Here is a 24,882-nt window from a genome sequence, read left to right as displayed (position 1 = left end):
ACTGATTTGATTTTGATGTCGCTGTTTCTAGTTTTGCGCTGGCCCATATAAACGGTAATGCCAGTTCTCTATTGTTTGCGTTTGAATTCGGTTTTGTAAGCTAGCAACCCAAGTTTGCGCTAACCCTTCACAGTGCAACAGAGTCGAATATTGTTCGATATTCACTTCTGCTAGAAAGTAAATTTTCATCGCCTCAGCAATAGAGATATTCGATTTTCGCTCGACTAAATAAATGCTATCACCAGCGTTAATTTCACCTTGTTGCAAGACTTTATAAAACCAACCACACATCGCAGTTTGTTGCATAGCAAGGGAAAATTGAGGGTGACCAAACTGTAAGTTAAGCTTAAAACAGGGCGAACGAGGCTGGGTGACTTGCAATAGCGTAGTGCCAATTTGAATAATATCGCCAATATTGACCTGTGATTCATCTAAGCCAACGCTACTGATATTTTCGCCCATGGCAGGCGCATCTTTAAAACCTGCCATTAAATCCCAACGACGATATTGGCCATAATGCTCTCGAGGAAAGTGATGCAGTACCCGATCGCTGCCGCCATGATGCTGTGGATCTGCTTGGCCATCGCCTGTTACGCCCAGCTTGGAGACGATAAGGGTTTGGGCGAGTTGTTTATTGTTAATGCCACTATCAATAAGGTGCGTCTGATCACCAAGAGCACTAACTTGTTCTCCTTGATATAAAGCGGAAATTTTTTTAACCAGCAACTGAGCATCCATGAGCAGTAACTCTTAATTAACAAGGGATTGGATTATTTAAGAATATAGCAGGCTTATAGCAGTGCTTACTATAGGGAATTTTCAAAGCGCATTTTTAGCCCTAACACAAAAGAGCGATGCTAAACAAAAAGCCCCTGCAAATGGGGAGATTGCAGGGGCATAAATCTTTCAAATTACATTGGGCATTAACGTATCCCAGAAATGGAAGAAACTTTTTCAACAAAAAGCCATATAAAGCATCCTGTTCAATAAGTTACCTTGTCATAATAATCGTCTCACATGACAGAACAACGACACTTTTATGATAAAAATATGACCTGAGGCGACAGTAAAATGATAACTAACAGCAATTAGCCTAAAATATTCGCCCACTATTTAAACTGAGTTAATTTCAGTTACTCACTATGTTTTTTTGATTGAAGATAATGCTGCAGCGCATCTCCTGGGACTGAGCTGGCAGTAGCCACGGCAATGGCGGCCCATCTTGCCCCTTCTTCCATGGCTTGGGTAATGGCTTTTTGCTGGCATAAATAATGGATTAAGCCTGCGGCAAAGGCATCTCCAGCCCCTGTAGTATCTAACACTTGCGCTGTTACTGCTGGTACATGAAACTGTTCATTGGCACTATAGGCTATCGCCCCATTCTCGCCATCGGTGACCACAAAGTATTGCAATGACTCACCGGCAATTTTAGCGGCAAAATCCCACTTATTGTCATCACAGCGGCCATGCATATCGGTAATTGAAGCAATTAAAATATGGCATGGTCGTACCCGCTCATCTTTAGCTAACTGCGATACGACTAAGCAATGATCAAGGGCTGATGCGGTCCATTGACTAATGCCTTTAGCTGATGAGTTAGTGTATAGCGCATCCCATTGTTGCCAGTTTGGCGGCGTGCTTAGTTCAAATAGGGGTCTTTGTGGGCGGATAATAGTGCGTTCACCATCGGGCGTCATCACCAATAACATTTCACAGGTTGCGCCATCAAAGCGTTCCACTAAGCGGCAATCTAGCCCTTTGGTGCTGGCTTGAGCCAAAATCCAATTACCTATCTTGTCAGAGCCCACTTGGCTCACTAACGAGACATTGTGCCCAGCCCATACCAAACCGATGCCGGTATTAGCACCACCGCCACCGAGCCGTAAGCCGCCATCTTGATAATGAAAGCGACCTCCGGTTTGCAGCGGTTTATCTAATTCCAGTAAGCGGTCACAGTTAATGTTGGCAAGCAGTAAAATATTAGCCATAGCGGTCTCTTTTAACAATCCAATGTCCAATGCACCAAAATCATCATGATAAAAATGACGAGGATGGTGGGACAGTGATGATGCATTCAAAATCAGTATACTGCAAATAACAAAAAAGGCAGTGACCATGGTCACTGCCTTTCATTAACTTATTTCTCAAGCTTGGGGCGCTTACATATCAGCGGCTTGCAAGGGTTTACGTAATTGAGCGCGAACATTATCCATGCCTGAATAAAATTCTTTCATCATCAATAAGCCCATCATTTTACCGTTATCGGTCCAAATGAGGTTATCAGGATCGTTCGGGTCATTTTTAATTGCACCTATGGCTCTCATTGAGGCCATTTCTTTAAACAATGCGGTATCTAAGTTAACGCCGAAGGTTTCACGGAAATACTTACGTGATAAACGACCAGAGAACATGCCCAGTAAGAAGCGATATTGCATCACTTCTTTCTTGCCATATTGCTTTTGTTGCTCGACACCCATTTTGCCATTGGCAATGCGCTCTTGGTATTTTTTAAGCGAGAAGGTATTCACGTATAAGGTGTCATCTAAGAAACTAAATGAACCAGAACCGACTCCTAAGTATTCATCAAAATCGATAACGTATTCATCAAAGCCTTCATTATTGGCTTTACCAAAAGCCCAACCAGAAAGTTGAGTGTACTGGCCATTTAAGCTATTTAGAATTTGACGGTATTGACGGGCCATGTCGCCATGAGGTGCGGCTAGCTTGCCTTTCACACTCTTACGGGTTTGATGAGTAATCATCAATGGATAAGTGGTGATTTGGCGAGGGTCTAATTTTGAAGCCATATCCAAATCATGTTGGATAACTTCATCGGTTTGACCACGGAAACCGAAAATCAAATCAACATTAATAATTGGGAATAATTCTTTAGCCGCCATAATGCGGTCAAAAGTCTGCTGACCGGTACCGAACTTCTCGATGCGGTCTGTCATGGTCAAGATGTCATCATTAAAGCTTTGTACACCAATAGACATACGATCGACTAAGCCTTCTAACTGCTTAAATCCTGGACTGTCTAAGTGCTGAGGATCGGATTCACACGATACCTCTTTAATGTTCGGGAATAGGGTTTTGGCGTGTTCAATAGTGCGAGCTAATTCATCTTCTAGTACTGTGGTGGTGCCGCCGCCGATATACATAGACTCGAAGTCATAACCGAGGTTTTTAACCATATCCATTTCTTTGCGTAAAGACACGAAATAGCGACGAGCTTTATCTTCATTAAATAAGAAACGATGGAAAGTACAGTATGAACACAAGGTATGACAAAAAGGTACATGAGCATACAGCATGTACTTTTTACCTTCTACTGGCGCTGGCATCATTTCCGCTGAAACCGTGTCTAAACGCAAATTACGATCAACGTAAAATTGCATCACTTTTTCCATCGCATTTATCATCCAATCTGGCGTGGTGATATTGGCCTGATAAGGTGATTGGATAATGGTATCTGATGGACGGATAATTGATGACATGGCAATTCCTAGTTAAAAAGGGGCTCGCAAGCAACGCTAATGAGTTGCTACTCAAGTAGAAAATTTCGACATACGCTACAAGGATGTTAACTATCTAGAAGTTATCAGTTAAAAACAACCAAATCTGTCGATTTTTACCGCCACGATCACAAATTAGGAGTGCTTAAACAACCAATAGCTAATATAAGGTATCACATTGTTAAAGATTATAAAAAGTTCTGTTAAAACACGGTTAACCTAAAGCCGAAATAAAAACACCTCCAAAACCGAAGTCATTGGAGGTGCTTTTTAAGCTTTAGCTAAAAATACTGCAGACCTATTAGTCTTTATATTTTAACTCGCCATTCGCTTTGATTTCATCATACCAAAGGTTGTGATGCTGTTTCGCCCACTGCTCATCACAGTAGCCAGACACCATACAATCCATACCACCTTCAGACATAGCGGTTGCCATGAAGATATGCACGATAGAGAAAGCACAGATTACGATAGCGCTCACTGAGTGAGTAACTAGTGCAATCAAACTTAAGGTACGGCTTGGTTCAAATAAGTTCGGGAACAGTAATAACATTCCTGATACTGAGATGATTAAACCGAATAGAGCAAATGCCCAGAACCATAGTTTTTCACCTGCGTTAGCAAAACCAGCGTCAGGGTGCTTGCCTTTAAATGGACCGAAGTTAATGTAACCACCAACCACCATCATCCATTTAATGTCATACATTTTTGGCATTTGGTTTTTAGCCCAAAGTACTACCATTAACGCCCAACCCAACATGAATGGGATAGCCATGTAATCATGGATAACTTTAGAAGCATTTACCAATCCAGCCCACATACCTTCACCAATGTATGGCTGAAGGAAGTAACGGCCAGCAAGTAGTACTAAACCTGTCAAAATCAATAACATGCAAGGAATCGCACCTAGCCAGTGAATTGATACGTCAAATTTAGACCAGCGATATACCATCTTACCAGTGAAACCACCGTGTAATTTCGAAATACCGTTAATTTTCATAAACAGTACGAAAATGATGATCATGCCAAATAGCGATAAAGCTAAAGCAGGAGCAAGCCAGTCACTACGCAAATCAAATACACGTAAATCATAGGTATTGATTGGTTGTTTATGGAACTCACTTGTTGAAGTCGTACGTCCTTCAGCACCGTCTTTAAGCTGTGCCCATAATTGTGCATTGCCATCTTGAACGGTTAGAGACTCTTCAACATTTCCACTTGCGTGGGCGAAGGTCATGACACTGAACATCAGTGCGATAACAACGCCAATTTGTTTGAACCACTTGTTCATATTACATCCTCTATGCTATTCGATGCCTAGGTTGCCCTAGGCATCATAGCTAAGCTGACTAACACGCTTGGAGATTAACCCCAAACACCTTTGTTAGCTCCGCGGTATGCAACACGCTCGCGGAAGATAGCAGAAACGATTTCTGCATCACCTGCAAGCAGTGCTTTGGTTGAACAAAGCTCAGCACACATTGGAAGTTTACCTTCAGCGACACGGTTAGCACCATATTTCTGACGCTCTTCATTAGAGTGATCAGCTTCTGGGCCACCAGCACAGAAAGTACACTTGTCCATCTTACCGCGAGCACCAAAAGCGCCGCCTTGAGGGAACTGAGGCGCTCCAAATGGACATGCATATAAACAGTAACCACAACCGATACAAGTATCTTTATCGTGCAGTACGATACCGTCTTCAGTTTTGTAGAAACAGTTTGCAGGACAAACAGCCATACAAGGTGCATCACTACAGTGCATACATGCCACTGAGATAGACGCTTCACCTGGTTGACCGTCATTGATAGTCACTACGCGACGACGTTGAATTCCCCACTCTAAAGCAGAGTCGTTTTCGTTTTTACAAGCTGTGACACAACCATTACATTCGATGCAGCGCTTGGTATCACATAAAAATTTCATTGTAGCCATTCGGCAATTCTCCTAGCTTAAACTGCTGTTACGCTTTCTCTACCTGACAAAGCGATGCCTTAGTTTCCTGCATTTGTGTCACAGGGTCATAACCGTAAGTCATTGCAGTGTTACAAGACTCACCTATTACGTAAGGAACAGTACCTTCTGGATAGTTAGGCGCTAAGCTTTCGCCATGCATAACACCCGCGAAGTGGTAAGGCATCCAAGTAACACCTGGTTTAACGCGTGGAGTAACCATAACTTTAATCTTAATACGGCCACCTTCAGCACCTTCTAACCACACAGTATCACCGTCACGTAGACTACGATCTGCGGCATCAGCAGGGTTCATTTCAACAAACATTTCTTGTTGAAGCTCTGCAAGCCAAGGGTTAGAACGAGACTCTTCACCACCACCTTCATACTCAACCAAACGACCAGAAGTCAGTACTAATGGGTACTTAGCTGACGTGTCTTTCTCTTGGATTGACTTGTAAAGAGTTGGTAAGCGATGTACTTGCATATCATCGTAAGTTGGGTACTTAGACACAAGATCACGACGAGATGTGTATAACGGCTCACGGTGAATAGGTACGATATCTGGGAAAGTCCAAACGATACAACGCGCTTTAGCGTTACCGAATGGAATACAACCGTGATTAATAGCAACACGTACGATGCCGCCTAGCAAATCAGTTTTCCAGTTTTTACCTTCAGCTGATGCTTTTTCTTCAGCTGTTAGTTCGTCCCACCAACCTAATTGCTTAAGCATTTGTGCAGAGAACTCTGGGTAACCATCAGTGATTTCAGCGCCTTTAGAGAAGCTGCCATCAGCAAGAATGTTCTCACCTTTGTATTCAACACCGTAACGTGCACGGAAGTTACCACCACCGTCTTTAACGTGTTTGCTTGTGTTATACAGGATTTGAGTACCAGGATGCTTCTGCTCTGGCGTACCCCAACAAGGCCAAGGTAAACCATAAGTTTCGCCTTTAGCAGGTCCGCCAGCAGCTTCAAGAGTCTTGTTGCTGAACGTGCCCCAGTTTTGAGTGTGCTCTTTGATACGCTCAGGGCTTTGACCTGTCATACCAATAGTCCACATACCGCGGTTGATTTCGCGAGTGATGTCTTCAATAACTAGGATGTCATTGGCATCTTTAGCGATACGTTTAGTGTATTGCTCTGCAAAACCAAGCTTTTGAGATAGACGGTACATGATCTCAAGGTCAGTTTTTGATTCGAATAAAGGCTCGATAACCTTTTCACGCCACTGCTGACTACGGCCAGAGTTAGATACTGAACCTTCAGTTTCGAACTGAGTCGCAGCTGGAAGCAAGTAAACACCGTTCTGACGACGATGCATAACACCCGCCATAGTTGGGAATGGATCCACAACAACAACTGTGTCCATCTTATCTAATGCATCACGCACTTCGCTTTGACGAGTTTCAGTGTTAACAGATTGACCCCAGAAGAATGCCATACGGATGTTGTCATTCTGCGCTAGTTTACCCTTCTCTTCTAACACACCATCGTGCCAGCGAGAACAAGGAATACCAGGAGTGGTCATTGGGTCGCGACCTAAGTAAGTACCTTGGTCGAAACGATTACTAACCCAAGATTTTTCAAGATCCCAAACGTTCGTCCAGTGATCCCAAGCGCCAGAAGTCAGACCGTAGTAACCTGGTAAGTTATCAAATAACAAACCTAAGTCAGTCGCACCCTGTACGTTATCGTGACCACGGAAAATGTTTGTTCCGCCGCCTTTAACACCCATGTTACCAAGGGCTAATTGAAGGATACAGTAAGCACGAGTGTTAGCATTACCTACGTGATGCTGAGTACCACCCATACACCAAACAACAGTACCTGGACGGTTATCTGCCATCATTTTCGCAGCTTGGTAAACTTCTTCTTCGCTACAGCCAGTTACATCAGCAACTTCTTTAGGCGGGAATTTTTTCACTTCTTCGCGAATTGATTCCATTTCGAAAACACGTTCTTTGATGAACGTCTTGTCTTCCCAACCATTTTCAAAGATGTGCCAAAGCATACCGTAGATGAATGGAATATCAGTACCAGGACGAAGACCACAATGTAGGTCAGCGTGCGCGGCAGTACGTGAGAAACGAGGATCAACAACGATGATTTTCGCGTTGTTTTTCTCTTTCGCTAATAAGATATGCTGCATTGCAACTGGATGCGCTTCAGCCGGGTTTGCACCGATGAAGAAGATTGCATTTGCATTTTGGATATCATTGAAAGAGTTAGTTTGCGCACCATAGCCCCAAGTGTTTGCAACACCAGCTACAGTGGTAGAGTGACAAATACGTGCAGAGTGATCGATGTTGTTCGTGCCCCACATAGCCGCAAATTTACGGTACATGTAACAACCTTCGTTCGAGAACTTAGCACTACCCATGAAGTAAACTGAATCAGGACCTGACTCTTCACGGATATCTTGCATCTTGTCGCCAACTTCGTTGTAAGCTTGCTCCCAAGATAGTTTCTTCCACTTGCCATCAACCAATTTCATTGGGTATTTAAGACGCTTCTCACCGTGACCATGTTCACGTAATGCAGCACCTTTAGCACAGTGTCCACCAGCATTAAATGGGTGATCGAATGCAGGCTCTTGACCTGTCCAAACACCATTTTGTACTTCAGCGTATAAACCACAACCAACAGCACATGCAGAACATACGGTACGTTTGATTTCAGTTGGTGCATCATGAGCAATTTCTTTTGCTTCAGCTCGACGCATCATGCCAGTGCCCATTAATGAAGCAGCGGCGATACCACCAGTAGCAATACCTGCATTCTTCATAAATTGACGACGGTTGATACCGAGCGACTTGCTAGCAGCTTTAGGTGCTGCTGTAGACTTGCGAGTTAACTTCATCGCTTATTTCTCCTGAATTATCCGCGTAAGCTATCGTAGTAGCTACGAATATGCGCAGTTTCTTTGTAACCATTAGAACCTTTGATACTAATGTTACTCTCGGTTGCTTTTGCCACACTCACACCTGAAACAGCAATTGCTGCAGTAGCAGCGCTACCTACGGTGATGGCTTTCAGCAAAGATCTGCGGTTCAGATCAGGCTGTTGCTTCTTCATCTTTACTCCTGGGTTTAATACACATCTGCTTATCATGCAGATGCCCTCTTAGGCCTTTTTAGTTACCAAACACCATTGTTAATCAATGGTTAAGTGGGTGAGCTAAAAAGGTAAAAACACATATAAATGAATCTAGTCCACAAATTTACGCCGCTAATATATAGAGAGAGAGGCTGAAATAATATGATCTAACACCTGTTCATTGGCCTAAAATAACCAATAAATAAAGAAAGCGTTAACTGGGTCATGTTTTCAAATCATGCCGTGTGAGAACAAAACTTTTGGGTGGGATTTTAGCAGTGCTTACAATGTTAAATTACTTAACAAGTAGATTGAGTTAAAAGGATTTTTATACGGTTTTTGTCTAAATAAACACCACAATCACTATATAACTTTTAGTACTTAAAAGCTGTACTTGCAGTGCTTTTGGTTATTAAAATAACCAATAGTTAGCTGCCCACAAATCACTCAGTAAATATTAACAAGCAAGTTACTTTGTAGCATGAGTAGCACGCAGAAAGCGTCCAAGAAAATTCAGTAATAACTGCAATCAATAAGCCACTAAAATTGGTCAAAATAACTATTGAAATAACTATTGAAATAACTGTTGGAATAGCAGCCTAAATTAAGCGATTTATTCGCCTGCTGCGAGCAATAAAATAGGTACTGACAAAACTACCCGTTCCGCCAACAGGCAGATATAAAAACACCTCAACAAGATAGACTCAGTTGAGGTGTTTTGAAAGTAATTAAGTGACTAAATCAGCAAAAGGCTAACTCACTATCACTTCTGATATTTTATCGAACCGTTAGCTTTGATTTCATCGAACCAAACATTGTGATGCTGCACTGCCCAATTTTCATCACAATAGCCTGAAACCATGGATTCCATACCACCTTCACTCAATGCTGTTGCCATCCAAATATGCACAATGGTAAATGCAATGAGAATCGCAGCACTAATGCCATGAATAAGTAGCGCGGCCATTGAAGCTTCACGGGGTAAATCTAATCCCGGTAACACTAGCATGATGCCTGATACGCTGATAAAGAGGCCAAAGAACACTAATGTCCAAAACCACATTTTTTCACCGGCGTTGGCAAAACCACTATCTGGATGCTTACCTTTAAATGGACCGAAATTGATGTAACCACCAACCACTAAAAACCATTTTAAATCATACATCTTAAAGGTTTGCAGTGGCATCCATTTAACAATACATAGCAACCAAGATACGATAAAGACTGGACCAACCCAATCATGCACTAGCTTGCAAAAGGCTATAATTCCAGCCCAAATACTCGCACCGACATAGGGCTGAATAACAATTTTACCTAGTATGATCACCAGACCAGTTAGCATTAACGTTAAACAGGCAACGGCCATAATCCAATGCAGCCAAATATCTGCTTTAGACCATCGCTCAACCATCTTGCCTGAATACCCCTTCGCCAATTTTGCTGGGCCATTAACAAAGTAGAATAGTAAAAATGCAGCAAATACACCTACGAGAGCTAACGCCACTCCGGGAGTAATATAGTCATCTCTGATTATTCGACCTTGATTGCCCGCAACATTAATCAGTACGCCGGGTTCAATACCTTGAGCTGTTGTAAAACCAGAATCGCCGGCTTTAACTGCTCGCCATAATTCAGCCGGGTTTTCCTTCCCTGCCTGCTGCTTACTTGATTGTTCATCTGCCGCTAAGGTTGTGGTTGCAAAACCTAACCCCATCACCAGAACCAACAGAGCAAACAAGCTACGCAGTGATTTGTTTAACTGTTTGTTTAACATTGTCACTCCTTGCTTTGTTACGGACAAAGCCCGTAACCTTTGCACTGTCTAAACCATATCACCCGTTTTAGGATCATAGCCCCAAATGGTATTCGGATTACCGCGCTTAGACATACGTTCGCGATAGATACTCGATACGATTTCGGCATCACCAGCAAGCAGGGCTTTAGTTGAACAAAGCTCAGCACACATAGGTAACTTACCTTCAGCAATACGGTTTGCACCGTACTTCTGACGCTCGGCATCGGAATGGTTTTCTTCTGGGCCACCGGCACAGAAAGTACATTTATCCATTTTACCGCGGCTACCAAATGCGGTCTTTTTCGGGAACTGTGGCGCTCCAAAAGGACATGCATAAAAACAGTAACCACAACCGATACAAGTATCTTTATCGTGTAGCACAATGCCATCGTCGGTTTGATAGAAACAATCTGCCGGACATACGGCCATACAAGGAGCATCGGTACAATGCATACATGCAACAGAAATTGACGCTTCACCGGGTTCACCATCATTGATAGTAACCACGCGGCGACGCTGAATACCCCACTCTAAAGCGGAATCGTTTTCGTTCTTACAAGCTGTGACGCAACCGTTACACTCGATGCAGCGTTTTGTGTCACACAAAAATTTCATGACTGCCATAATGGCTTATCTCCTCATCAAGTTAATTAGGCTTTGCTGATCTGACACAAGCTAGACTTAGTCTCTTGCATCTGAGTCACAACATCATAACCATAGGTCATTACGGTATTGGCAGCTTCACCAATAATGTAAGGTACGGTTCCTTCAGGGTAATTTTTCTCTAGGCTCTTGCCTTCGAATACACCCGCGAAATGGTATGGCATGAAACATTCACCAGCAATGACTCGTGGAGTCACCATTGCTTTAACTGTGATTTTAGCGCCTTCTGGACTGTGAACGAATACATCATCACCATCACGTAAGCCGCGGTCGGCTGCATCAGCAGGGTTAATCTCAATAAACATTTCTTGCTGCAATTCTGCAAGCCATGGATTTGAGCGTGTTTCTTCACCACCACCTTCATACTCAACTAAGCGACCCGTAGTTACCGCTAATGGGAAGTCTTTAGCAAAGTCTTTTTCTTGAATAGACTTATACAGAGTTGGAAGACGTGCAACCATACGATCTTCGTAAGTTGGGTACTTAGCCACTAAGTCGCGACGAGGGGTATATAACGGCTCGCGATGAATCGGGATATCATCTGGGAAGTTCCACACAATACAACGTGCTTTGGCATTACCGTATGGGATACAACCGTGATTGATAGCAACACGTTGAATACCACCAGAAATATCTGTTTTCCAGTTTTTACCTTCAGCGTGAACTTTCTCTTCAGCAGTTAAGTCATCCCACCAGCCAAGCTGTTTCAGCATGTCAGCGGTGAACTCTGGGTAACCGTCTTTGATTTCAGATCCTTTTGAATAAGAACCTTCAGCAAGAATATTATTACCGTTATGCTCAACACCGTAACGTGCACGGAAGTTACCACCACCATACTTAACTTCACGTCCAGTGCGGTAAAGAATTTGCGTACCTGGATGTTTGTTTTCTGGCGTGCCCCAACAAGGCCAAGGTAAACCGTAGGTTTCACCTTTAGCTGGACCACCTGGCGCTTCTAAGCTTTCCATATCGAATGTGCCCCAGTTTTCTTGGTGCATTTTCAAACGCTCAGGGCTCTGGCCAGTGTAACCAATGGTCCACATACCTTTGTTGAACTCACGGGTCATATCTTCAATCAACGGCTCATCGCCATTAACTTTAATATGCTTACAGAACTCAGCATCGATACCCCATTTTTTCGCCAGCTTGTACATGATAATGTGGTCAGCTTTTGACTCAAATAATGGTTCGATAACTTGTGATCGCCACTGCAGTGAACGGTTTGAAGCAGAGACTGAACCGTATGTTTCAAACTGAGTTGCAGCAGGTAATAAATACACACCGTCAGTTCGTTCGTGCATGACACCTGCCATCGTTGGGAATGGGTCCACAACAACAACTGTATCCATTTTGTTCAATGCTTCACGCACTTCACGACCACGGGTTTCAGTATTGACTGATTGCCCCCAGAAGAATGACATACGAATATTATCTTTCTGCGCAATCTTAGATTTGTCTTCAAGGACACCATCATGCCAGCGAGAACATGGAATACCCGTTGAAGTCATTGGATCTTGACCTAGACGTTGCTCTTGATCGAAACGGGCTTTAACCCACTCGTAATCCAAGTCCCATACATTACACCAATGTTTCCATGAACCTGTTTTAAGGCCATAGTAACCTGGCAATGTATCAAACAATAAGCCAAAGTCAGTTGCACCTTGAACGTTATCATGGCCACGGAAGATGTTAGTTCCACCACCAGAAACACCCATATTACCAAGGGCTAATTGGAGGATACAGTATGCACGAGTGTTAGCATTACCTATGTGATGCTGAGTCCCACCCATACACCAAACCACAGTACCAGGCTTAGTTTCAGCCAGTAACTTGGCGACACGATGCATCTGCGCTTCAGGCACGCCAGCAACATGTTCAACTTCGGCAGGGGTCCACTTTTTCACTTCCTCACGGATACGTTCCATACCGTATACACGTTGGTCGATGAATGTTTGGTCTTCCCAACCATTTTCAAAAATGTGCCACAACAAACCATAAATGTAAGGAATATCCGTACCAGGACGAATATGCACGAACTCGTCAGACTTAGCTGCAGTTCGAGTGAAACGCGGGTCGACTACGATAATTTTCGCGCCGCGCTCTTTACCTTCAAGGATGTGTTGCATTGAAACCGGATGAGCTTCACAAGGGTTCGAACCGATAAACATCATCGCTTTCGAGCTACGCATGTCGTTAAAAGAGTTTGATTGCGCACCGTAGCCCCAAGTGTTTGCAACACCGGCTACAGTGGTAGAGTGACAAATACGTGCAGAGTGGTCGACATTGTTGGTGCCCCACATTGCTGCCAATTTGCGGTACATATAAGCTTGTTCGTTTGAAAACTTCGCACTACCCATGAAAAATACTGAATCAGGACCAGATTCTTGACGAATATCGAGGGCTTTTTGACCCACTTCTTCAATGGCTTGCTCCCAAGAAAGTTTCTTCCATTTGCCTCCTTCTAGCTTCATTGGGTATTTAAGACGTTTTTCACCATGACCATGTTCACGCAGTGCAGCACCTTTGGCGCAATGGCCACCAGCGTTAAATGGGTGATCGAATGCAGGTTCTTGACCTGTCCATACACCATTTTGCACTTCAGCATAAATACCACAGCCCACTGAGCAGTGAGAACAAATAGTACGTATCACTTCAGTCGGCGCATCGTAAGCAACATCTTTTGCTTCAGCTTTACGCATCATTCCGGCGCCCAGCATTGAAGCGGCAGCAATACCACCTGTAGCAAGGGTTGCAGACTTCAAAAATTGGCGACGATTGAGTCCAAGTGCAGGTTTATCTGCGACTTTGACTGCTTCTGTTTTGCGGGTTAATCGCATCACATATTCTCCTTAAATTACTTGCTACTACGTAATGTGTCGTAATAACTACGTACATGGTCTGTTTCTCTATAACCATCACTTTTACCTACAACGGGTGTAGCTTCTGGTGAGGCGGCAAGAGCTTGTCCGCTAACAGTGGCAACTGCGCCAGCGGCACTGCCGACAGCCAATGCTTTTAGCATTTGACGACGACCCATGTCGGAAGCTTGCTTCTTCATAGTCTCTCCTTAATTTAACGCGTGTTATAAGAGTAAAATTACTCTCTGTTTTTATGGAAGTTGCCTTCCTTTTCAGTCTATGCCACAGAGTCAAACTCTGTGGCATAAATCTTTGCACCAACAGCCTAAAAATTACCTAAGAGGCAAGTTCATTGGTTGATGGTTCAATCTTGTCTGCTTCATCAGCAGCAGTTTTTTCGGCTTCAGAACCTGGGCAATTAACTGGAATATCTAAGCTTAGTTGCTCAAACTCATTGGCTTCAATGATGAAAAATGCTTTTGCTAGCTGCGCCACAGGCACATAAAACGCTGCACTCGGTGTTTTCTCTAAGGTGTCACAAAAGCGCGCAATCCAGCTGCCAATATGGCGCTGATAAAATGCTAATTGACGATAACCTGGCGCCTCTAAAATCAAGGTACCCATCACTTCACATAATGCTGCAACATGATCTTCTGGCTCTTTAACGTCTTCTTCGCGAGCAAAACCTAATTGCATTAAATCTTGGCGTAACAGTGCTAATGGCTTATCCATTAACGAGCCTGTCATAAACCAGCTGCCGTATGGCAATACTTCACCACGGCCAACACCGAAGAAAATATTGAAGTATTCTTCTTCAAGTTGCTCTTGTGTGTACTGGGTCGCAGCTGCCTTTAGCGCCAGCCAAGCCGTGCTCATGTCGTTATCATCTTCAGCTTCTGTTTCTATTTCGATGTCAGCTAAAAATGACAGCAGTTCTTCACTCGGATGGCGACGTAGTAATGCAGCTAATAATTGGTAAATATCTGCCCGTAGCTGATCGTTTTCTGAAATTTCTCTAACTAATTCGGTCATATTGGATCTCTTATCGAAGTTGCTTCTCTGGGTCTTCAAGAATGTCTTCAAACATATCTTTTACGCGGCAATCACCACACATTTTTAGGCGCTCAATATTGGCGTTAAATGCAGAATGTCCACCAATCATATCGATCATTCTATGAACCATCGATTGTGTAGCAAAAGCGGTTCCGCAACGAATACACTCGAACGGAGCCTCTTCTTTTAACGTTTGACGCTGCTGACGTGCTGCTTGGTCCAAATTGATTTGCGGCGTTAAGCTAATCACGTTTTCAGGACAAGAGGTTTCACATAAACCACATTGCACACAGTCTTGCTCTACAAAATGCAGTGACGGTGATTCACCACCATCGGTTAATGCTTGTGTTGGGCAGGTTGCTACACAAGACATACACAAGGTACATTTATCAACCTCTACATTAACCACACCGTATGGCACATTACTCATCGTAATGGTTGCATCAGTTGCTGCGGCTTGTTGGTTAAGGTGATCAACAGCAGCATATAAGGTGTCACGCTTAGTACTTGGCGCGAACGCTGCAGGTACCGTTAGTGGCCAATCAAGGCTTATGGCTAACTTATCATCTAAGGCTGCTAATGCTTGGGTGTCTATCAAGCTAATGCGCTGTGGCTGACCCATTTCATCTAGAATGCTATTAGCTAATATTAGTTCACCATTTAACATTTGCGTTAACGTGGGTGCTGTCGCGTCAGTATTAAGGATCAATACCTGACGAGCGCCCCATGCAAGTGATGACATCCAGTGATCAATACTAGCAACAGTAATCTCTTCTAGTTCAACCGGAATAATATCGCCAACTAATTCGGCTGTGATTAATTCAGCACCGACACTGCTGTCGTGGAATAAAATCACTGGCGCAGCTTGGGCTTGCTCAAGGTAACGACTAATTAGCTTTTGCAGGTAACTATGTAGTGCATGTGGTGTTGGTAAATCAAATGCGATAGCCCCTGTAGGACACGCATTAGTACAGCTACCCGCACCATGACAAAGGTAAGGATCAATTTCGATTTTTTGTTCAATACTGCTAATGGCATCAGCAGGACAGAAGTTTAAACAGCGATTACAGCCATTGACGCCATTACGGTTATGAGCACAGATATCACTGTTCACCTTCACATAACGTGGCTTATCAAATTCACCAACTAAATCTGGAATTTGCTCCAGCGCATCAGCTAATTTATCTGCATCTTGACCGACATAGAAATAACCTGGTGGTAGCATTTCAAGGTTAAGACATGGCGACATGCTCAGGTCTAAAACCATATCAAAATGCGGCTTACGAATAGCAACAAGACTTAACTCAGTCGCCGCTTGGTTTTCACCCGCGCCTTCATTCTCAACGGTTACCTGAAACTGACCTAAAAAGCCTTTAACAGAAATAAGTTTGTTGTAATAGCTTTCGCTATTTACTGCAGCGTTCATTACCGCTTCAAGATGAGCTTCATCTTGGCTGGTAATGGCTTCATTTGCCAAAATAACCGTATTGGCCATGGTTGACAGTTTATCCGCAGCTAATCGGGCCAAATCTTCTGGGCCGATGACTAACACATTGCCTTCAGTCGTATAACTGACTGTTGGCGGGATCAAGTTTTGGATCACTTGAGTCTGTGCTAATACCTGCTGGCGAACTTGTTTTAGTTCTAGCGGGGTTTGACTATTGCTCACATTGCGTTCCTGAACAGTTTTTTAACGCTTAGGTGATTTATCAGGGCTGCAAATCCATTTTGTATTTAAACATTTATTTAATTACATCAGCTTAAAATGATAAACAAAACACCTTATACGCTAAATAGTGGACTAAAATTTTTAACTACACACTAAGCCTTAGCGCTACTTGAAGCCGTTATAGCTTCTTCATCAACCATTCCCAGAACATCACTCTGGTCTTGGTTGGTATCTAAGTCAGTGGCAGACACGATTTCGCTCTTATCATTTAATACTGGTGAGGCATCAGTTGTATCAACAACTGTGTCATCATCCTCACGAGCAAGTAACTCTTGCTCTTCCGTTTCTTCTTTGTCTTTTACGACGTTACGGAAGACTTTTTTGGCTAATTCAGCCGAAACTTCGGCAGACAATTTAGGTTGATTACTGTAATCAAGGGCGTACTCGAGTAAGCCGTCGATTTCATTGTATTGGGGTTGTTTCCACAGTGCTTTTAACGCTGCTGATTTCGCTTGAGGTGATACATTCGCCCCCATAAACGAAGCAAAACTGCCTCCAACTTCAATTTTTTCGGGATCCGGTAAATCTTCAGCTTCAAGGATCTTCTCAGGCTGAGGCGCTTCTTGTATGGCATCCTCAGTGGAAGAGTCAGCAAGGCTTTCTTCCTCTGCCGCCACACTCTTTTGCTGCAGTTCAGTCTCACGAGCAGCTTCAGCTTCAACTTGCTCACGACGCTCAGTCCAACGAGAGAAAAAACCTTTCGAATTATTGCTCATTAATGTCTCCGAAGGTGATCTGTGCTAGGGCCAGTATCCTTTCGGCGGTTCACATGCTTACGGCGTTTAGCTGATATTTCAACTTCGCCATGACGGGTGATGAAAGCTTCAACCCAACATGCCAGTGCTTCTGGCATTGGGATATTCAGCACTGGGGTTTCAGACTCCAAACAGGCTGCGGCAATATTTTGGTCTGCAGAGATAGCAGCAGGAACCCAAGTGCCATCCGATAACTCATCACAAACGATATATAACATGGTGTTATCCATGTCTAAATTTATCCGGTAACTGCCACGTTCATCTTTATAAAGTTGAAACAATATTAATTTGGCCCCTTCAGGTGCCTCATGAGTCGCAGGAACCATTTGTTCCACTTCCCAAGTGATTGAGGGCCAACGCCCCATCATTTTTTCGACTTTTCTAAGCGAAACATACATAGGCCAAACATTTTCAGTGTGTTGCATACAAGCCTTGCCCTTAAAACATAAATCCACAAGAAATAAATAAAATATATATTAACAACGACTTAAAAGTTGCTCTTGATTATTTTTAGAAGCTAAAAACCACTTTATTTCTCTTAACTAATCAGTACACTGCAAAAATAGTGCCAGATAAATAAGAACAAAAAGCTAGATCCAGATCTCCTAATTACCACTAAGAGTAGGACAATTTGTCTATATTGCTAATTACACTAGGACATAAGGCTACGTTAATTAGTCGCTGCTGATTAACATCAGAGTTAGATCACGCATTTACAAACTACATTGCCGCCTCGGGAATAAAAGTTGCTATGCTGATAGTTAATTAGTTTTCATTACCATCCTCACTACCGAGCTAGTTAACTATTTCAGAGGCCACACTTTCAATGACCCAATCAAATGCTAATAAATCGCTAAAACTGGTCAAAACCAATGCTGAAGTTCCCCTTACAATTGCAGTTAAAGCAATTAATGAGCAAGGAGAGAGTGTTGATAAATTCGTGGCCTGTGAAAGACCATTAACGGTATATTTGAACTGGCAACCCATAGTGACCTTAATGACCTTGGGCGCAAAACCTGAGTCATTAGCTTTGGGTTACTTGAAAAATCAGGGCTTTATTAACGATGCCAGCTTACTTGAATCAATTATCGTCGATTGGGATGTTAACTCTGCAGCCATTTTGACTAAAGAGCAAACAGCTGATTTAGATAAACAATTATCTGAAAAAACCGTCACTTCAGGTTGCGGTCAAGGTACTGTTTACGGTGGTTTCATGCAAGGGCTCGATGATATAAAGCTGCCAACGCCCCAATTACAACAATCAACCTTATATAGCCTGCTAAAAAACATTAGTGCTTATAATGAAACCTACAAAAATGCCGGTGCCGTCCATGGTTGCGGCATTTGTAAAGACGACCAAATTTTAGCTTTCATTGAGGATGTTGGCCGCCATAACGCGGTTGATACCCTCGCGGGCGACATGTGGCTTGAAGGTGAAAATGGGCACGATAAGATTTTCTATACCACTGGCCGTTTAACCTCTGAAATGGTGATAAAAATTGCCAAGATGGGTATACCAGTATTGTTATCACGCAGTGGTGTCACTCAGATGGGGTTAGAACTAGCTCAAAAGTTGGGGATCACTATTATTGCCAGAGCCAAGGGGCGTCACTTCTTGGTTTACCACGGCGCAGAAAATATTGAATTTGATGCGATGAAAGTTTAGCGTTACCTATTAACGCAAACAATTGGTAACAAGGTGATGACCACCTTGTTATCACTCATCATGTAACCCTATGCTAAATAGCATTATGCCTAAATTTAGCCCACTGCTTTCTTGCCGCTTCGGGCAAATAACTCCAAGCTAAAACCCGGGTAATTTTATTGCCTTGCTTCATTTCAATGGTCTGCACACTATCGGCATGTAACTGTTTTAATAATTGATAACAGGGCTTTAGGTTTTCTGACTTGGACACTAATGAGCTAAACCACAAACATTGTTGCCCAAACTGCTGACTTTCTTTAATCATATTCGTTAAAAACTGCTGCTCACCACCTTCACACCATAACTCAGCTTTTTGCCCACCAAAATTAAGTGCGGCACTACTTGAGCTAACGGCTGGCTTTTGGCTGTGCTTTTTAGCTCTGTTGGCGGCTAAATTGGCATTTTTCTTGGCGCTGCCTTGACTCGCTTCGGCTAATGAGCGATGAAATGGCGGGTTGCACAGAGTAATATCAAAGCGCTCATTATCCCCGATAATTCCGCTAAAAATAGCTTGAGGATTAGTCTGTTGGCGCAGGTCAATTTTCGATGCTAAATCAGGGTTATGGCTAATAATTTCAGCGACATTTGCAATTGAAACTGGGTCAATATCGCTGGCGACAAACTGCCAACCATAGCTTTTAACCCCTAATAATGGATAAATACCATTAGCACCGGTGCCAATATCCAATGCACGGATCTTATTTCCTTTAGGCGCTTTACCATTAACAGCCAGTAAATCAGCAATGTAATGCAAATAATCTACTCGACCTGGTACTGGCGGGCACAAGAACCCTGCCGGAATATCCCACTGCTCAATGTGATAATCAGTCAATAAAATTGCTGCGTTGAGGCTTTTGACCGCTTCAGGATCTGAGAAGTCGATTGAAAGATTACCGTAGGGGTTTGGTCTGACAAAGTGGGACAATTTGGGACACTTTTTTATTAATCCTTCGAAATCATAACCTTGATTATGCTTATTTCGCGGGTGTAGTGTTTTCACTTGAGTATGAGCGACGCCTTTGCTTGCCGCAGATGTTTGCTTGTTCGTTTTGTTGCCAGCTTTACTGTTTTTCATGCAAATGTTCATTAATCATATAGGTATTTAGTAAACAGTAAATTAACCACGGACTGTTCACCCGTTTCAGCTTCTAGCAGTCGATTAACCGTTTCAAAGCACGCACGACGAATATCCTCTCTTCCGGTCAAGGACTTAACCTTGTCTTCAGGCTGATTTCCTAGCACTTCAACGATGGCGGCTCGCAGTAACGGATCATGGTGCTCTATCTGCTGCAATTGTTTAGGATCTTTAACCATTAACTCAACACTGATTTTTACAAAACCGAGTTTTTTGCGGTTAGAGATATAGTTAGTGACAATGTCAGGTTCGAAACCATAGTAAGCAAAGTTCCCAGTGGCTTTGTCATCTGCGCTATGCGCATTGGGGAAAAAAAACAGTGCAACTAACACTGCGAATAGGTACTTTGCCATAGTTAATCAAACTCCATTATTTAAATCTGCCTAATAGCAGCGGCTATCCAGCCATTGCTCTGTCATGATAAACTGCACTCGTTTGAGTATATTGTAACGAGTATTGAATGAACGTGACCAGTCTTAGCTTCCCGTATGGTGAATCAATCCAGTGGTTTTCACCTGATGCAATCAATTCTATGCCGCAATCGGCACTAAAAGAATGGTTACTCGCTACCGGTAGTTTAACCCAAAAGCTTAAAGGCTGTTGCCACGATTTTGAAGTTAAAGTCCTTGGCGAACAACTTACTACACCATTAGCAGGGGAATGCCCGCAGCAAAAGCAGGTTTGGGTAAGAGAAGTACTGCTGTGCCTTGATGGCGAGCCTTGGGTGTTTGCACGCACCTTAATCCCTGAGAACCTAGCCAATGATCAACACAACTTTAAAGCCTTAGGTAAGCGCCCATTGGGTGAACTACTGTTTACCAGTGCTGATATTGTCCCGGGCAAAATAGAGGTCGCTGAATTTGAAAGCTGCACTAAGCTAGCCCAACTGGCAACCCGCCTGTCCCAACCTGTCACCTCTTCACTTTGGGGGCGTCGCCGTTACTTTAACTTAGCCAACCAAGACATTATTGTTAGCGAAATTTTCCTTCCTTATGCGGTTAAGCAAATTAACGCCTTAACACTAAAGCAATCTTGTTAAAGTTAGTCCAACAAAGCCATGCGGTTTACCATACGTTGGCAACATCATGGCTATTTGTAAAGTAACCATAAAGCTTATAGCCTTATGTTTTAGTCGAGTGCCTTACAAGAAGTAAGCTCAGTAGCAACAAATACACCCCTGCTAAACTACCGCCACTACTGCTTTGAGATCCATCGTCGCCAGCAATTGTCTGGTTTTCGCCCATAAACTCTGAAGTAACTACACCATTTAGTTTAAATTCGACGATTGCCCTTGAGCTGTCTGACGATTGCGCCTGCACCTCCATCGTTAAGCCCAGTTCAGGTAACACCATGCCTGATTGCGGTTGCAGGGGCGCTGAGTAATCAGCATTATCATCAAATAAACTAAAGTTACTTAGAGCGCTATCGTTAGCGTAGCTTGACTGAGGATATAAGCTAAAGCTGGCATCACGTACCTGCACACTTGAAGACCCGCCAGTTATTAGACTCTGGTCAGCATCAATAACCCCAATAAAGCCATAACCTTCATGCTCGGCGACATTGTTATCTTCATAGTTGTTATTTTCGAGCCATAATAAAATACCGGGCTCGTAGCCGACACTTTGCAAGCCCGCATCAATACCTTGATGGTTTCTCAGTTGCACAATATAGCGTTGCGGCAAACCGGGTAAGGTATCATCGATCCTTGAAAAACCCACTAAATCAACTTTGCCTTGCTCTTCGGCCCCGTCTTGGTAAATGTTGACGCCTTGCTGATTAATTTCAATTTGGTCAATAACAATACCGTAGTCACCTACAGCTTGATCCGTTACATAGCTCATTTCAACTTGCACACTTTGCCCTGAAAAATCGCTCAAGTCATAAACCAGTTCAACCCAAGCATCTGTTCCTGAAGCGCCAGCTATATCGCTCGATACCCCAGAAATATAGTGCTCTACATTGTTGAACAGAGGGTTACTGGCACTGGTATGGTTGCCGACAATGGCTACGCCATCAATCAACAATTGCATATAGTCATAATCTGTTTCTATGCTCCAATGTGCCTGCATAACAAGCTCAATCTGTGCGTCAGCGGGTAAATCTACCTCGAAACTCAGACTATTGGTAAGTTGATGGCCTTTACCTGAATGGTATTGATAGTCGCCAACTAAAGGTGACTTAAAGGCGAAGGGGGGATTGGGTAATGCGATGGACAATTGATTCACAGCATCAGCATTAACTGCTGCAAAAACCTCAGCAGTCAAACCTTCAGCAGTAATATCGGCCAAGTCGATGGCTTGCTCATTGACCCACTTGCCTTGGTAACGTTGTTGCAGATATGAACGGGCATAAGGACTTAAGCCCGCAGGCTTACTGCCAGCAATATAAGGATTACCCGCTTGCGCTTGACCCACCCAAGTACCACTTGCCATTAACGACCAGTAACCCACTGGCGCGCCATCCCCCAGATTAGTGTCGTATTCATCAGGCAGGCCTAAATCATGACCAAACTCATGGGTAACGACCCCGGTACCTGAGTCGATAGGCTGAATGGTATAGCCATAAACTTTCATTGACGTGCCAGGAAGAGCTTGTCCTTGGCTATTGGCACCAACAAAAAAGCGATGCGACCAAATAGCATCGGTGCCTAACACGCCGCCGCCCGCCTCTTCACCAATACTGGAATGAAATATGACAATGTGGTCTATGATGCCATCAGGCTCATTTTCATTGCCGTTGTTATTAAAATCAAATGGATCTTCACTATCGAATTCAGCTAATTCTGTCGCGCTCATCCCTTTAACGGCCTGAGTAACGGCTTCCATAACCAATTCAGGTACTGCAATATCATTATCACTGAAAACCGAATTATTGGCGCCATAGTAAGCAGCATTGTTACTGGCGGTTACCCAGCCTTTAACCTGACCACGAAAGAAAAAACTCTCACCAGAGGCTTGAGCAAAATATTGATAAGCCGTTTGAAGCACCTCACGGTTAGGTCCAGAAAATCCAGATCGAGAAAAAAGCAAATCTTGATAATGTTGTACGGAATAATCGTCATAAAACATTGACGTATCAGACTTGGTTAAACGATTGGCGTTATAGGGTAAATCAGGAAAGTCGACCAATACCGCCAGCACATTCACGGTTTTGGTGACATCCGTGTCAGCCAATGCCGGAGCTGATACTGGTGAGACTTTTATTCGTTGGGATCGATTCTTGGCAGCTATTTGCTTTAGTATTTTGACCTCAGCAGGCAGATAATTATGACTTGCTTTGCGAGTGAACTTCTCTACCGCAGCTTGCTTTGCTGCCTCGCTGGCATCAATTGCCAGCTCACCGCGCTTAATCAACCAGTATTGGATCTGTTGCTGATTCATTACCCCAGCATCTGCTGGAGAAGCGTATTGACTCGGCGCTGCCATGGCGTTTAACGAAAAAAGAGTCATTGCCAATATGGTCATAACACCAGTAAAGATTTTACTCCATTGAATAGGCATCCTATGCCTCCTTTACTTCCTTTGATTGCACTTTTTAAATGCATTGTTACGCTTGGCGATATAACGACGAACAATCTCTTGTTGCTGTTGTTCACTCATATCTGTCGTTATTTCACCACTTTTGATTAAATTCTGTTTAACGCCGGACATATCTAAAGGAGGAGGTATTGCCCCACATTGAATGGTATTATTTTGATGCGTTAATTGGGTCTGATTAGAGCCGTTTTCGGCGCTATTACTATGGCTACAGCCCCAAATAACCCAGCTAAAAAAGATAGCGAATACAATGCGCATAATGAACGCCCAAACAACGAAGATGAATCAAAGAGTAATATTAAGTAAAGTTGCTAAAACGGCTTTACACAACTTTTTAGAGCGATTTTTATACAACTAAAGAAGTAAAAAATAATCGAAGATAAACTGAAAGGTAGAGAATATTGCGTAGAAAACCAAAAGGCCGCATTAAGCGGCCTTGTTGACTATAGCGATGCCTGACATGAGCTGATTAGCCGGCAGTTTTTAAATAGCTCGACACCCCGTCTAAGAACATTTGCACCGAAATCATTACCAGCACCATACCCATTAGACGCTCGACTGCGGTTAAGCCTTTTTCGCCTAATATGCGAGTAAAGACTTTATAGAATAGTAAGATAACTGCGCTCACACCCCAAGCCGCCACTAAGGCAATAGTCCAATCCATCATTCTGCTACTGTCACTGTGCGCCAATAATATTAATGCAGCTAACACTGATGGCCCAGCCATTAACGGTATAGCCATAGGAACAATAAATGGCTCTTCACCGGCGGCTAAACCTACCACGCCGCCCGGTTGTGGGAAAATCATCCTAATGGCAATTAAGAACAAAATAATCCCGCCTGCAATACTCACTGACTCTTGACGCAGGCTAAGAAAATTAAGGATCACCTCGCCGGCAAACAAGAACAGCAACATGATTGCCAGCGCAAACAATAATTCACGAATAAGCACTCGGCGGCGTTTTTTGGGTTCAATATGCCGCAAAATTGAAGCAAAAATAGGCAAGTTGCCCAAAGGGTCCATAATCAGGAAAAGCATGACTGCAGCAGAAAAGATGTCCATTACATTAGTTCTATTAATTA

At 43.3% G+C, this 24,882-nt stretch carries 22 protein-coding genes; 2 read left to right on the top strand and 20 right to left on the bottom strand.

The features are described 5' to 3' along the window. Window positions 1-27: 27 nt before the first annotated feature. The 15 genes from AB4140_RS07350 to AB4140_RS07280 all read right to left on the bottom strand — a co-directional run bounded on the left by AB4140_RS07350 (window position 28) and on the right by AB4140_RS07280 (window position 17,848). Window positions 28-738, bottom strand: coding sequence for an MOSC domain-containing protein (locus AB4140_RS07350; RefSeq protein WP_372000382.1), 711 nt, complete (start codon window positions 736-738; stop codon window positions 28-30). Between the two features lie 395 nt (window positions 739-1,133). Continuing rightward, the gene (locus AB4140_RS07345) at window positions 1,134-1,988 is read right to left on the bottom strand and encodes a PfkB family carbohydrate kinase (RefSeq protein ID WP_102520223.1); all 855 of its coding nucleotides are present in this window, start codon (window positions 1,986-1,988) and stop codon (window positions 1,134-1,136) included. A 171-nt stretch (window positions 1,989-2,159) separates the two neighbouring features. Continuing rightward, window positions 2,160-3,497, bottom strand: a complete 1,338-nt coding sequence (locus tag AB4140_RS07340) for a coproporphyrinogen III oxidase family protein (protein WP_372000380.1) — start codon at window positions 3,495-3,497, stop codon at window positions 2,160-2,162. A 319-nt stretch (window positions 3,498-3,816) separates the two neighbouring features. Beyond that, window positions 3,817-4,806, bottom strand: coding sequence for a formate dehydrogenase subunit gamma (locus AB4140_RS07335; RefSeq protein ID WP_102435977.1), 990 nt, complete (start codon window positions 4,804-4,806; stop codon window positions 3,817-3,819). A 74-nt stretch (window positions 4,807-4,880) separates the two neighbouring features. Beyond that, window positions 4,881-5,450, bottom strand: a complete 570-nt coding sequence (fdh3B, locus tag AB4140_RS07330) for a formate dehydrogenase FDH3 subunit beta (RefSeq protein ID WP_102435975.1) — start codon at window positions 5,448-5,450, stop codon at window positions 4,881-4,883. A 28-nt stretch (window positions 5,451-5,478) separates the two neighbouring features. Further along, complete coding sequence (locus tag AB4140_RS07325) at window positions 5,479-8,334, bottom strand: formate dehydrogenase subunit alpha (RefSeq protein ID WP_372000378.1); 2,856 nt, start codon at window positions 8,332-8,334, stop codon at window positions 5,479-5,481. Between the two features lie 17 nt (window positions 8,335-8,351). Further along, the gene (locus tag AB4140_RS07320; protein ID WP_102435971.1) at window positions 8,352-8,549 is read right to left on the bottom strand and encodes a twin-arginine translocation signal domain-containing protein; all 198 of its coding nucleotides are present in this window, start codon (window positions 8,547-8,549) and stop codon (window positions 8,352-8,354) included. 784 nt (window positions 8,550-9,333) lie between these two features. After that, window positions 9,334-10,344 carry a formate dehydrogenase subunit gamma gene (locus AB4140_RS07315; RefSeq protein WP_102476479.1) on the bottom strand — a complete coding sequence of 337 codons (1,011 nt, stop codon included), beginning with the start codon at window positions 10,342-10,344 and terminating at the stop codon, window positions 9,334-9,336. Window positions 10,345-10,392: 48 nt separating this feature from the next. Further along, window positions 10,393-10,989 (bottom strand): formate dehydrogenase FDH3 subunit beta, encoded by a 597-nt coding sequence (gene fdh3B / locus AB4140_RS07310; protein ID WP_102435967.1) that lies wholly within the window; start codon window positions 10,987-10,989, stop codon window positions 10,393-10,395. Between the two features lie 26 nt (window positions 10,990-11,015). Next, on the bottom strand, window positions 11,016-13,865 hold the full coding sequence (locus AB4140_RS07305; protein WP_102435965.1) for a formate dehydrogenase subunit alpha: 2,850 nt from the start codon (window positions 13,863-13,865) through the stop codon (window positions 11,016-11,018). Between the two features lie 17 nt (window positions 13,866-13,882). After that, window positions 13,883-14,086 (bottom strand): twin-arginine translocation signal domain-containing protein, encoded by a 204-nt coding sequence (locus tag AB4140_RS07300; protein WP_102435964.1) that lies wholly within the window; start codon window positions 14,084-14,086, stop codon window positions 13,883-13,885. A gap of 136 nt (window positions 14,087-14,222) precedes the next feature. After that, window positions 14,223-14,918, bottom strand: a complete 696-nt coding sequence (locus tag AB4140_RS07295) for a molecular chaperone (RefSeq protein ID WP_102435962.1) — start codon at window positions 14,916-14,918, stop codon at window positions 14,223-14,225. A 10-nt stretch (window positions 14,919-14,928) separates the two neighbouring features. Further along, a complete protein-coding gene (locus AB4140_RS07290; protein ID WP_372000375.1) occupies window positions 14,929-16,608 on the bottom strand; it encodes a 4Fe-4S binding protein in 1,680 nt (559 codons plus the stop codon). Window positions 16,609-16,760: 152 nt separating this feature from the next. Next, the gene (locus AB4140_RS07285; RefSeq protein WP_102435958.1) at window positions 16,761-17,384 is read right to left on the bottom strand and encodes a DUF3306 domain-containing protein; all 624 of its coding nucleotides are present in this window, start codon (window positions 17,382-17,384) and stop codon (window positions 16,761-16,763) included. Continuing rightward, window positions 17,384-17,848, bottom strand: a complete 465-nt coding sequence (locus AB4140_RS07280) for a DUF3305 domain-containing protein (RefSeq protein ID WP_076541409.1) — start codon at window positions 17,846-17,848, stop codon at window positions 17,384-17,386. The genes AB4140_RS07285 and AB4140_RS07280 overlap by 1 nt, the downstream gene beginning before the upstream one ends. Window positions 17,849-18,249: 401 nt before the next feature. On the opposite strand from AB4140_RS07280, the gene AB4140_RS07275 reads away from it, so the two are divergent. Further along, entirely contained in the window at window positions 18,250-19,089 is an 840-nt protein-coding gene (locus tag AB4140_RS07275; RefSeq protein ID WP_102435956.1) for a formate dehydrogenase accessory sulfurtransferase FdhD, read from the top strand. Window positions 19,090-19,162: 73 nt separating this feature from the next. Here the strand turns inward: AB4140_RS07275 and rlmF are convergent, their stop codons facing one another. Together rlmF and AB4140_RS07265 are read right to left on the bottom strand one after the other, a co-directional pair. Then, on the bottom strand, window positions 19,163-20,203 hold the full coding sequence (rlmF, locus tag AB4140_RS07270; RefSeq protein ID WP_241903444.1) for a 23S rRNA (adenine(1618)-N(6))-methyltransferase RlmF: 1,041 nt from the start codon (window positions 20,201-20,203) through the stop codon (window positions 19,163-19,165). 11 nt (window positions 20,204-20,214) lie between these two features. Next, window positions 20,215-20,616: a flagellar basal body-associated protein FliL gene (locus AB4140_RS07265; RefSeq protein ID WP_102435952.1), complete on the bottom strand. Its 402-nt coding sequence runs from the start codon at window positions 20,614-20,616 to the stop codon at window positions 20,215-20,217. 107 nt (window positions 20,617-20,723) lie between these two features. Between AB4140_RS07265 and AB4140_RS07260 the strand changes: the two genes are divergently transcribed. Further along, entirely contained in the window at window positions 20,724-21,302 is a 579-nt protein-coding gene (locus AB4140_RS07260; RefSeq protein WP_102435951.1) for a chorismate lyase, read from the top strand. 82 nt (window positions 21,303-21,384) lie between these two features. Here the strand turns inward: AB4140_RS07260 and AB4140_RS07255 are convergent, their stop codons facing one another. The 3 genes from AB4140_RS07255 to AB4140_RS07245 all read right to left on the bottom strand — a co-directional run bounded on the left by AB4140_RS07255 (window position 21,385) and on the right by AB4140_RS07245 (window position 24,862). Further along, a complete protein-coding gene (locus AB4140_RS07255; RefSeq protein ID WP_372000372.1) occupies window positions 21,385-23,763 on the bottom strand; it encodes an immune inhibitor A domain-containing protein in 2,379 nt (792 codons plus the stop codon). Between the two features lie 12 nt (window positions 23,764-23,775). Next, window positions 23,776-24,057 (bottom strand): hypothetical protein, encoded by a 282-nt coding sequence (locus AB4140_RS07250; RefSeq protein WP_102435947.1) that lies wholly within the window; start codon window positions 24,055-24,057, stop codon window positions 23,776-23,778. 211 nt (window positions 24,058-24,268) lie between these two features. After that, a complete protein-coding gene (locus AB4140_RS07245) occupies window positions 24,269-24,862 on the bottom strand; it encodes a YhgN family NAAT transporter (protein ID WP_102435945.1) in 594 nt (197 codons plus the stop codon). Between the last annotated feature and the right edge of the window lie 20 nt (window positions 24,863-24,882).

The sequence above is a fragment of the Shewanella sp. 10N.286.51.B2 genome (assembly GCF_041469265.1).
GTDB lineage: Bacteria > Pseudomonadota > Gammaproteobacteria > Enterobacterales > Shewanellaceae > Shewanella.
Note: the sequence above shows the minus strand (reverse complement) of the source record. Positions and strands in the feature narration are given on the sequence as shown.

What these genes read in the sequence shown, in the direction of transcription:
- AB4140_RS07350 (WP_372000382.1), bottom strand. Translation starts at nt 738, where the DNA reads ATGGATGCTCAGTTGCTGGTTAAAAAAATTTCCGCTTTATATCAAGGA.
- AB4140_RS07345 (WP_102520223.1), bottom strand. Translation starts at nt 1,988, where the DNA reads ATGGCTAATATTTTACTGCTTGCCAACATTAACTGTGACCGCTTACTG.
- AB4140_RS07340 (WP_372000380.1), bottom strand. Translation starts at nt 3,497, where the DNA reads ATGTCATCAATTATCCGTCCATCAGATACCATTATCCAATCACCTTAT.
- AB4140_RS07335 (WP_102435977.1), bottom strand. Translation starts at nt 4,806, where the DNA reads ATGAACAAGTGGTTCAAACAAATTGGCGTTGTTATCGCACTGATGTTC.
- fdh3B (WP_102435975.1), bottom strand. Translation starts at nt 5,450, where the DNA reads ATGGCTACAATGAAATTTTTATGTGATACCAAGCGCTGCATCGAATGT.
- AB4140_RS07325 (WP_372000378.1), bottom strand. Translation starts at nt 8,334, where the DNA reads ATGAAGTTAACTCGCAAGTCTACAGCAGCACCTAAAGCTGCTAGCAAG.
- AB4140_RS07320 (WP_102435971.1), bottom strand. Translation starts at nt 8,549, where the DNA reads ATGAAGAAGCAACAGCCTGATCTGAACCGCAGATCTTTGCTGAAAGCC.
- AB4140_RS07315 (WP_102476479.1), bottom strand. Translation starts at nt 10,344, where the DNA reads ATGTTAAACAAACAGTTAAACAAATCACTGCGTAGCTTGTTTGCTCTG.
- fdh3B (WP_102435967.1), bottom strand. Translation starts at nt 10,989, where the DNA reads ATGGCAGTCATGAAATTTTTGTGTGACACAAAACGCTGCATCGAGTGT.
- AB4140_RS07305 (WP_102435965.1), bottom strand. Translation starts at nt 13,865, where the DNA reads ATGCGATTAACCCGCAAAACAGAAGCAGTCAAAGTCGCAGATAAACCT.
- AB4140_RS07300 (WP_102435964.1), bottom strand. Translation starts at nt 14,086, where the DNA reads ATGAAGAAGCAAGCTTCCGACATGGGTCGTCGTCAAATGCTAAAAGCA.
- AB4140_RS07295 (WP_102435962.1), bottom strand. Translation starts at nt 14,918, where the DNA reads ATGACCGAATTAGTTAGAGAAATTTCAGAAAACGATCAGCTACGGGCA.
- AB4140_RS07285 (WP_102435958.1), bottom strand. Translation starts at nt 17,384, where the DNA reads ATGAGCAATAATTCGAAAGGTTTTTTCTCTCGTTGGACTGAGCGTCGT.
- AB4140_RS07280 (WP_076541409.1), bottom strand. Translation starts at nt 17,848, where the DNA reads ATGCAACACACTGAAAATGTTTGGCCTATGTATGTTTCGCTTAGAAAA.
- AB4140_RS07275 (WP_102435956.1), top strand. Translation starts at nt 18,250, where the DNA reads ATGACCCAATCAAATGCTAATAAATCGCTAAAACTGGTCAAAACCAAT.
- rlmF (WP_241903444.1), bottom strand. Translation starts at nt 20,203, where the DNA reads ATGAAAAACAGTAAAGCTGGCAACAAAACGAACAAGCAAACATCTGCG.
- AB4140_RS07265 (WP_102435952.1), bottom strand. Translation starts at nt 20,616, where the DNA reads ATGGCAAAGTACCTATTCGCAGTGTTAGTTGCACTGTTTTTTTTCCCC.
- AB4140_RS07260 (WP_102435951.1), top strand. Translation starts at nt 20,724, where the DNA reads ATGAACGTGACCAGTCTTAGCTTCCCGTATGGTGAATCAATCCAGTGG.
- AB4140_RS07255 (WP_372000372.1), bottom strand. Translation starts at nt 23,763, where the DNA reads ATGCCTATTCAATGGAGTAAAATCTTTACTGGTGTTATGACCATATTG.
- AB4140_RS07250 (WP_102435947.1), bottom strand. Translation starts at nt 24,057, where the DNA reads ATGCGCATTGTATTCGCTATCTTTTTTAGCTGGGTTATTTGGGGCTGT.
- AB4140_RS07245 (WP_102435945.1), bottom strand. Translation starts at nt 24,862, where the DNA reads ATGGACATCTTTTCTGCTGCAGTCATGCTTTTCCTGATTATGGACCCT.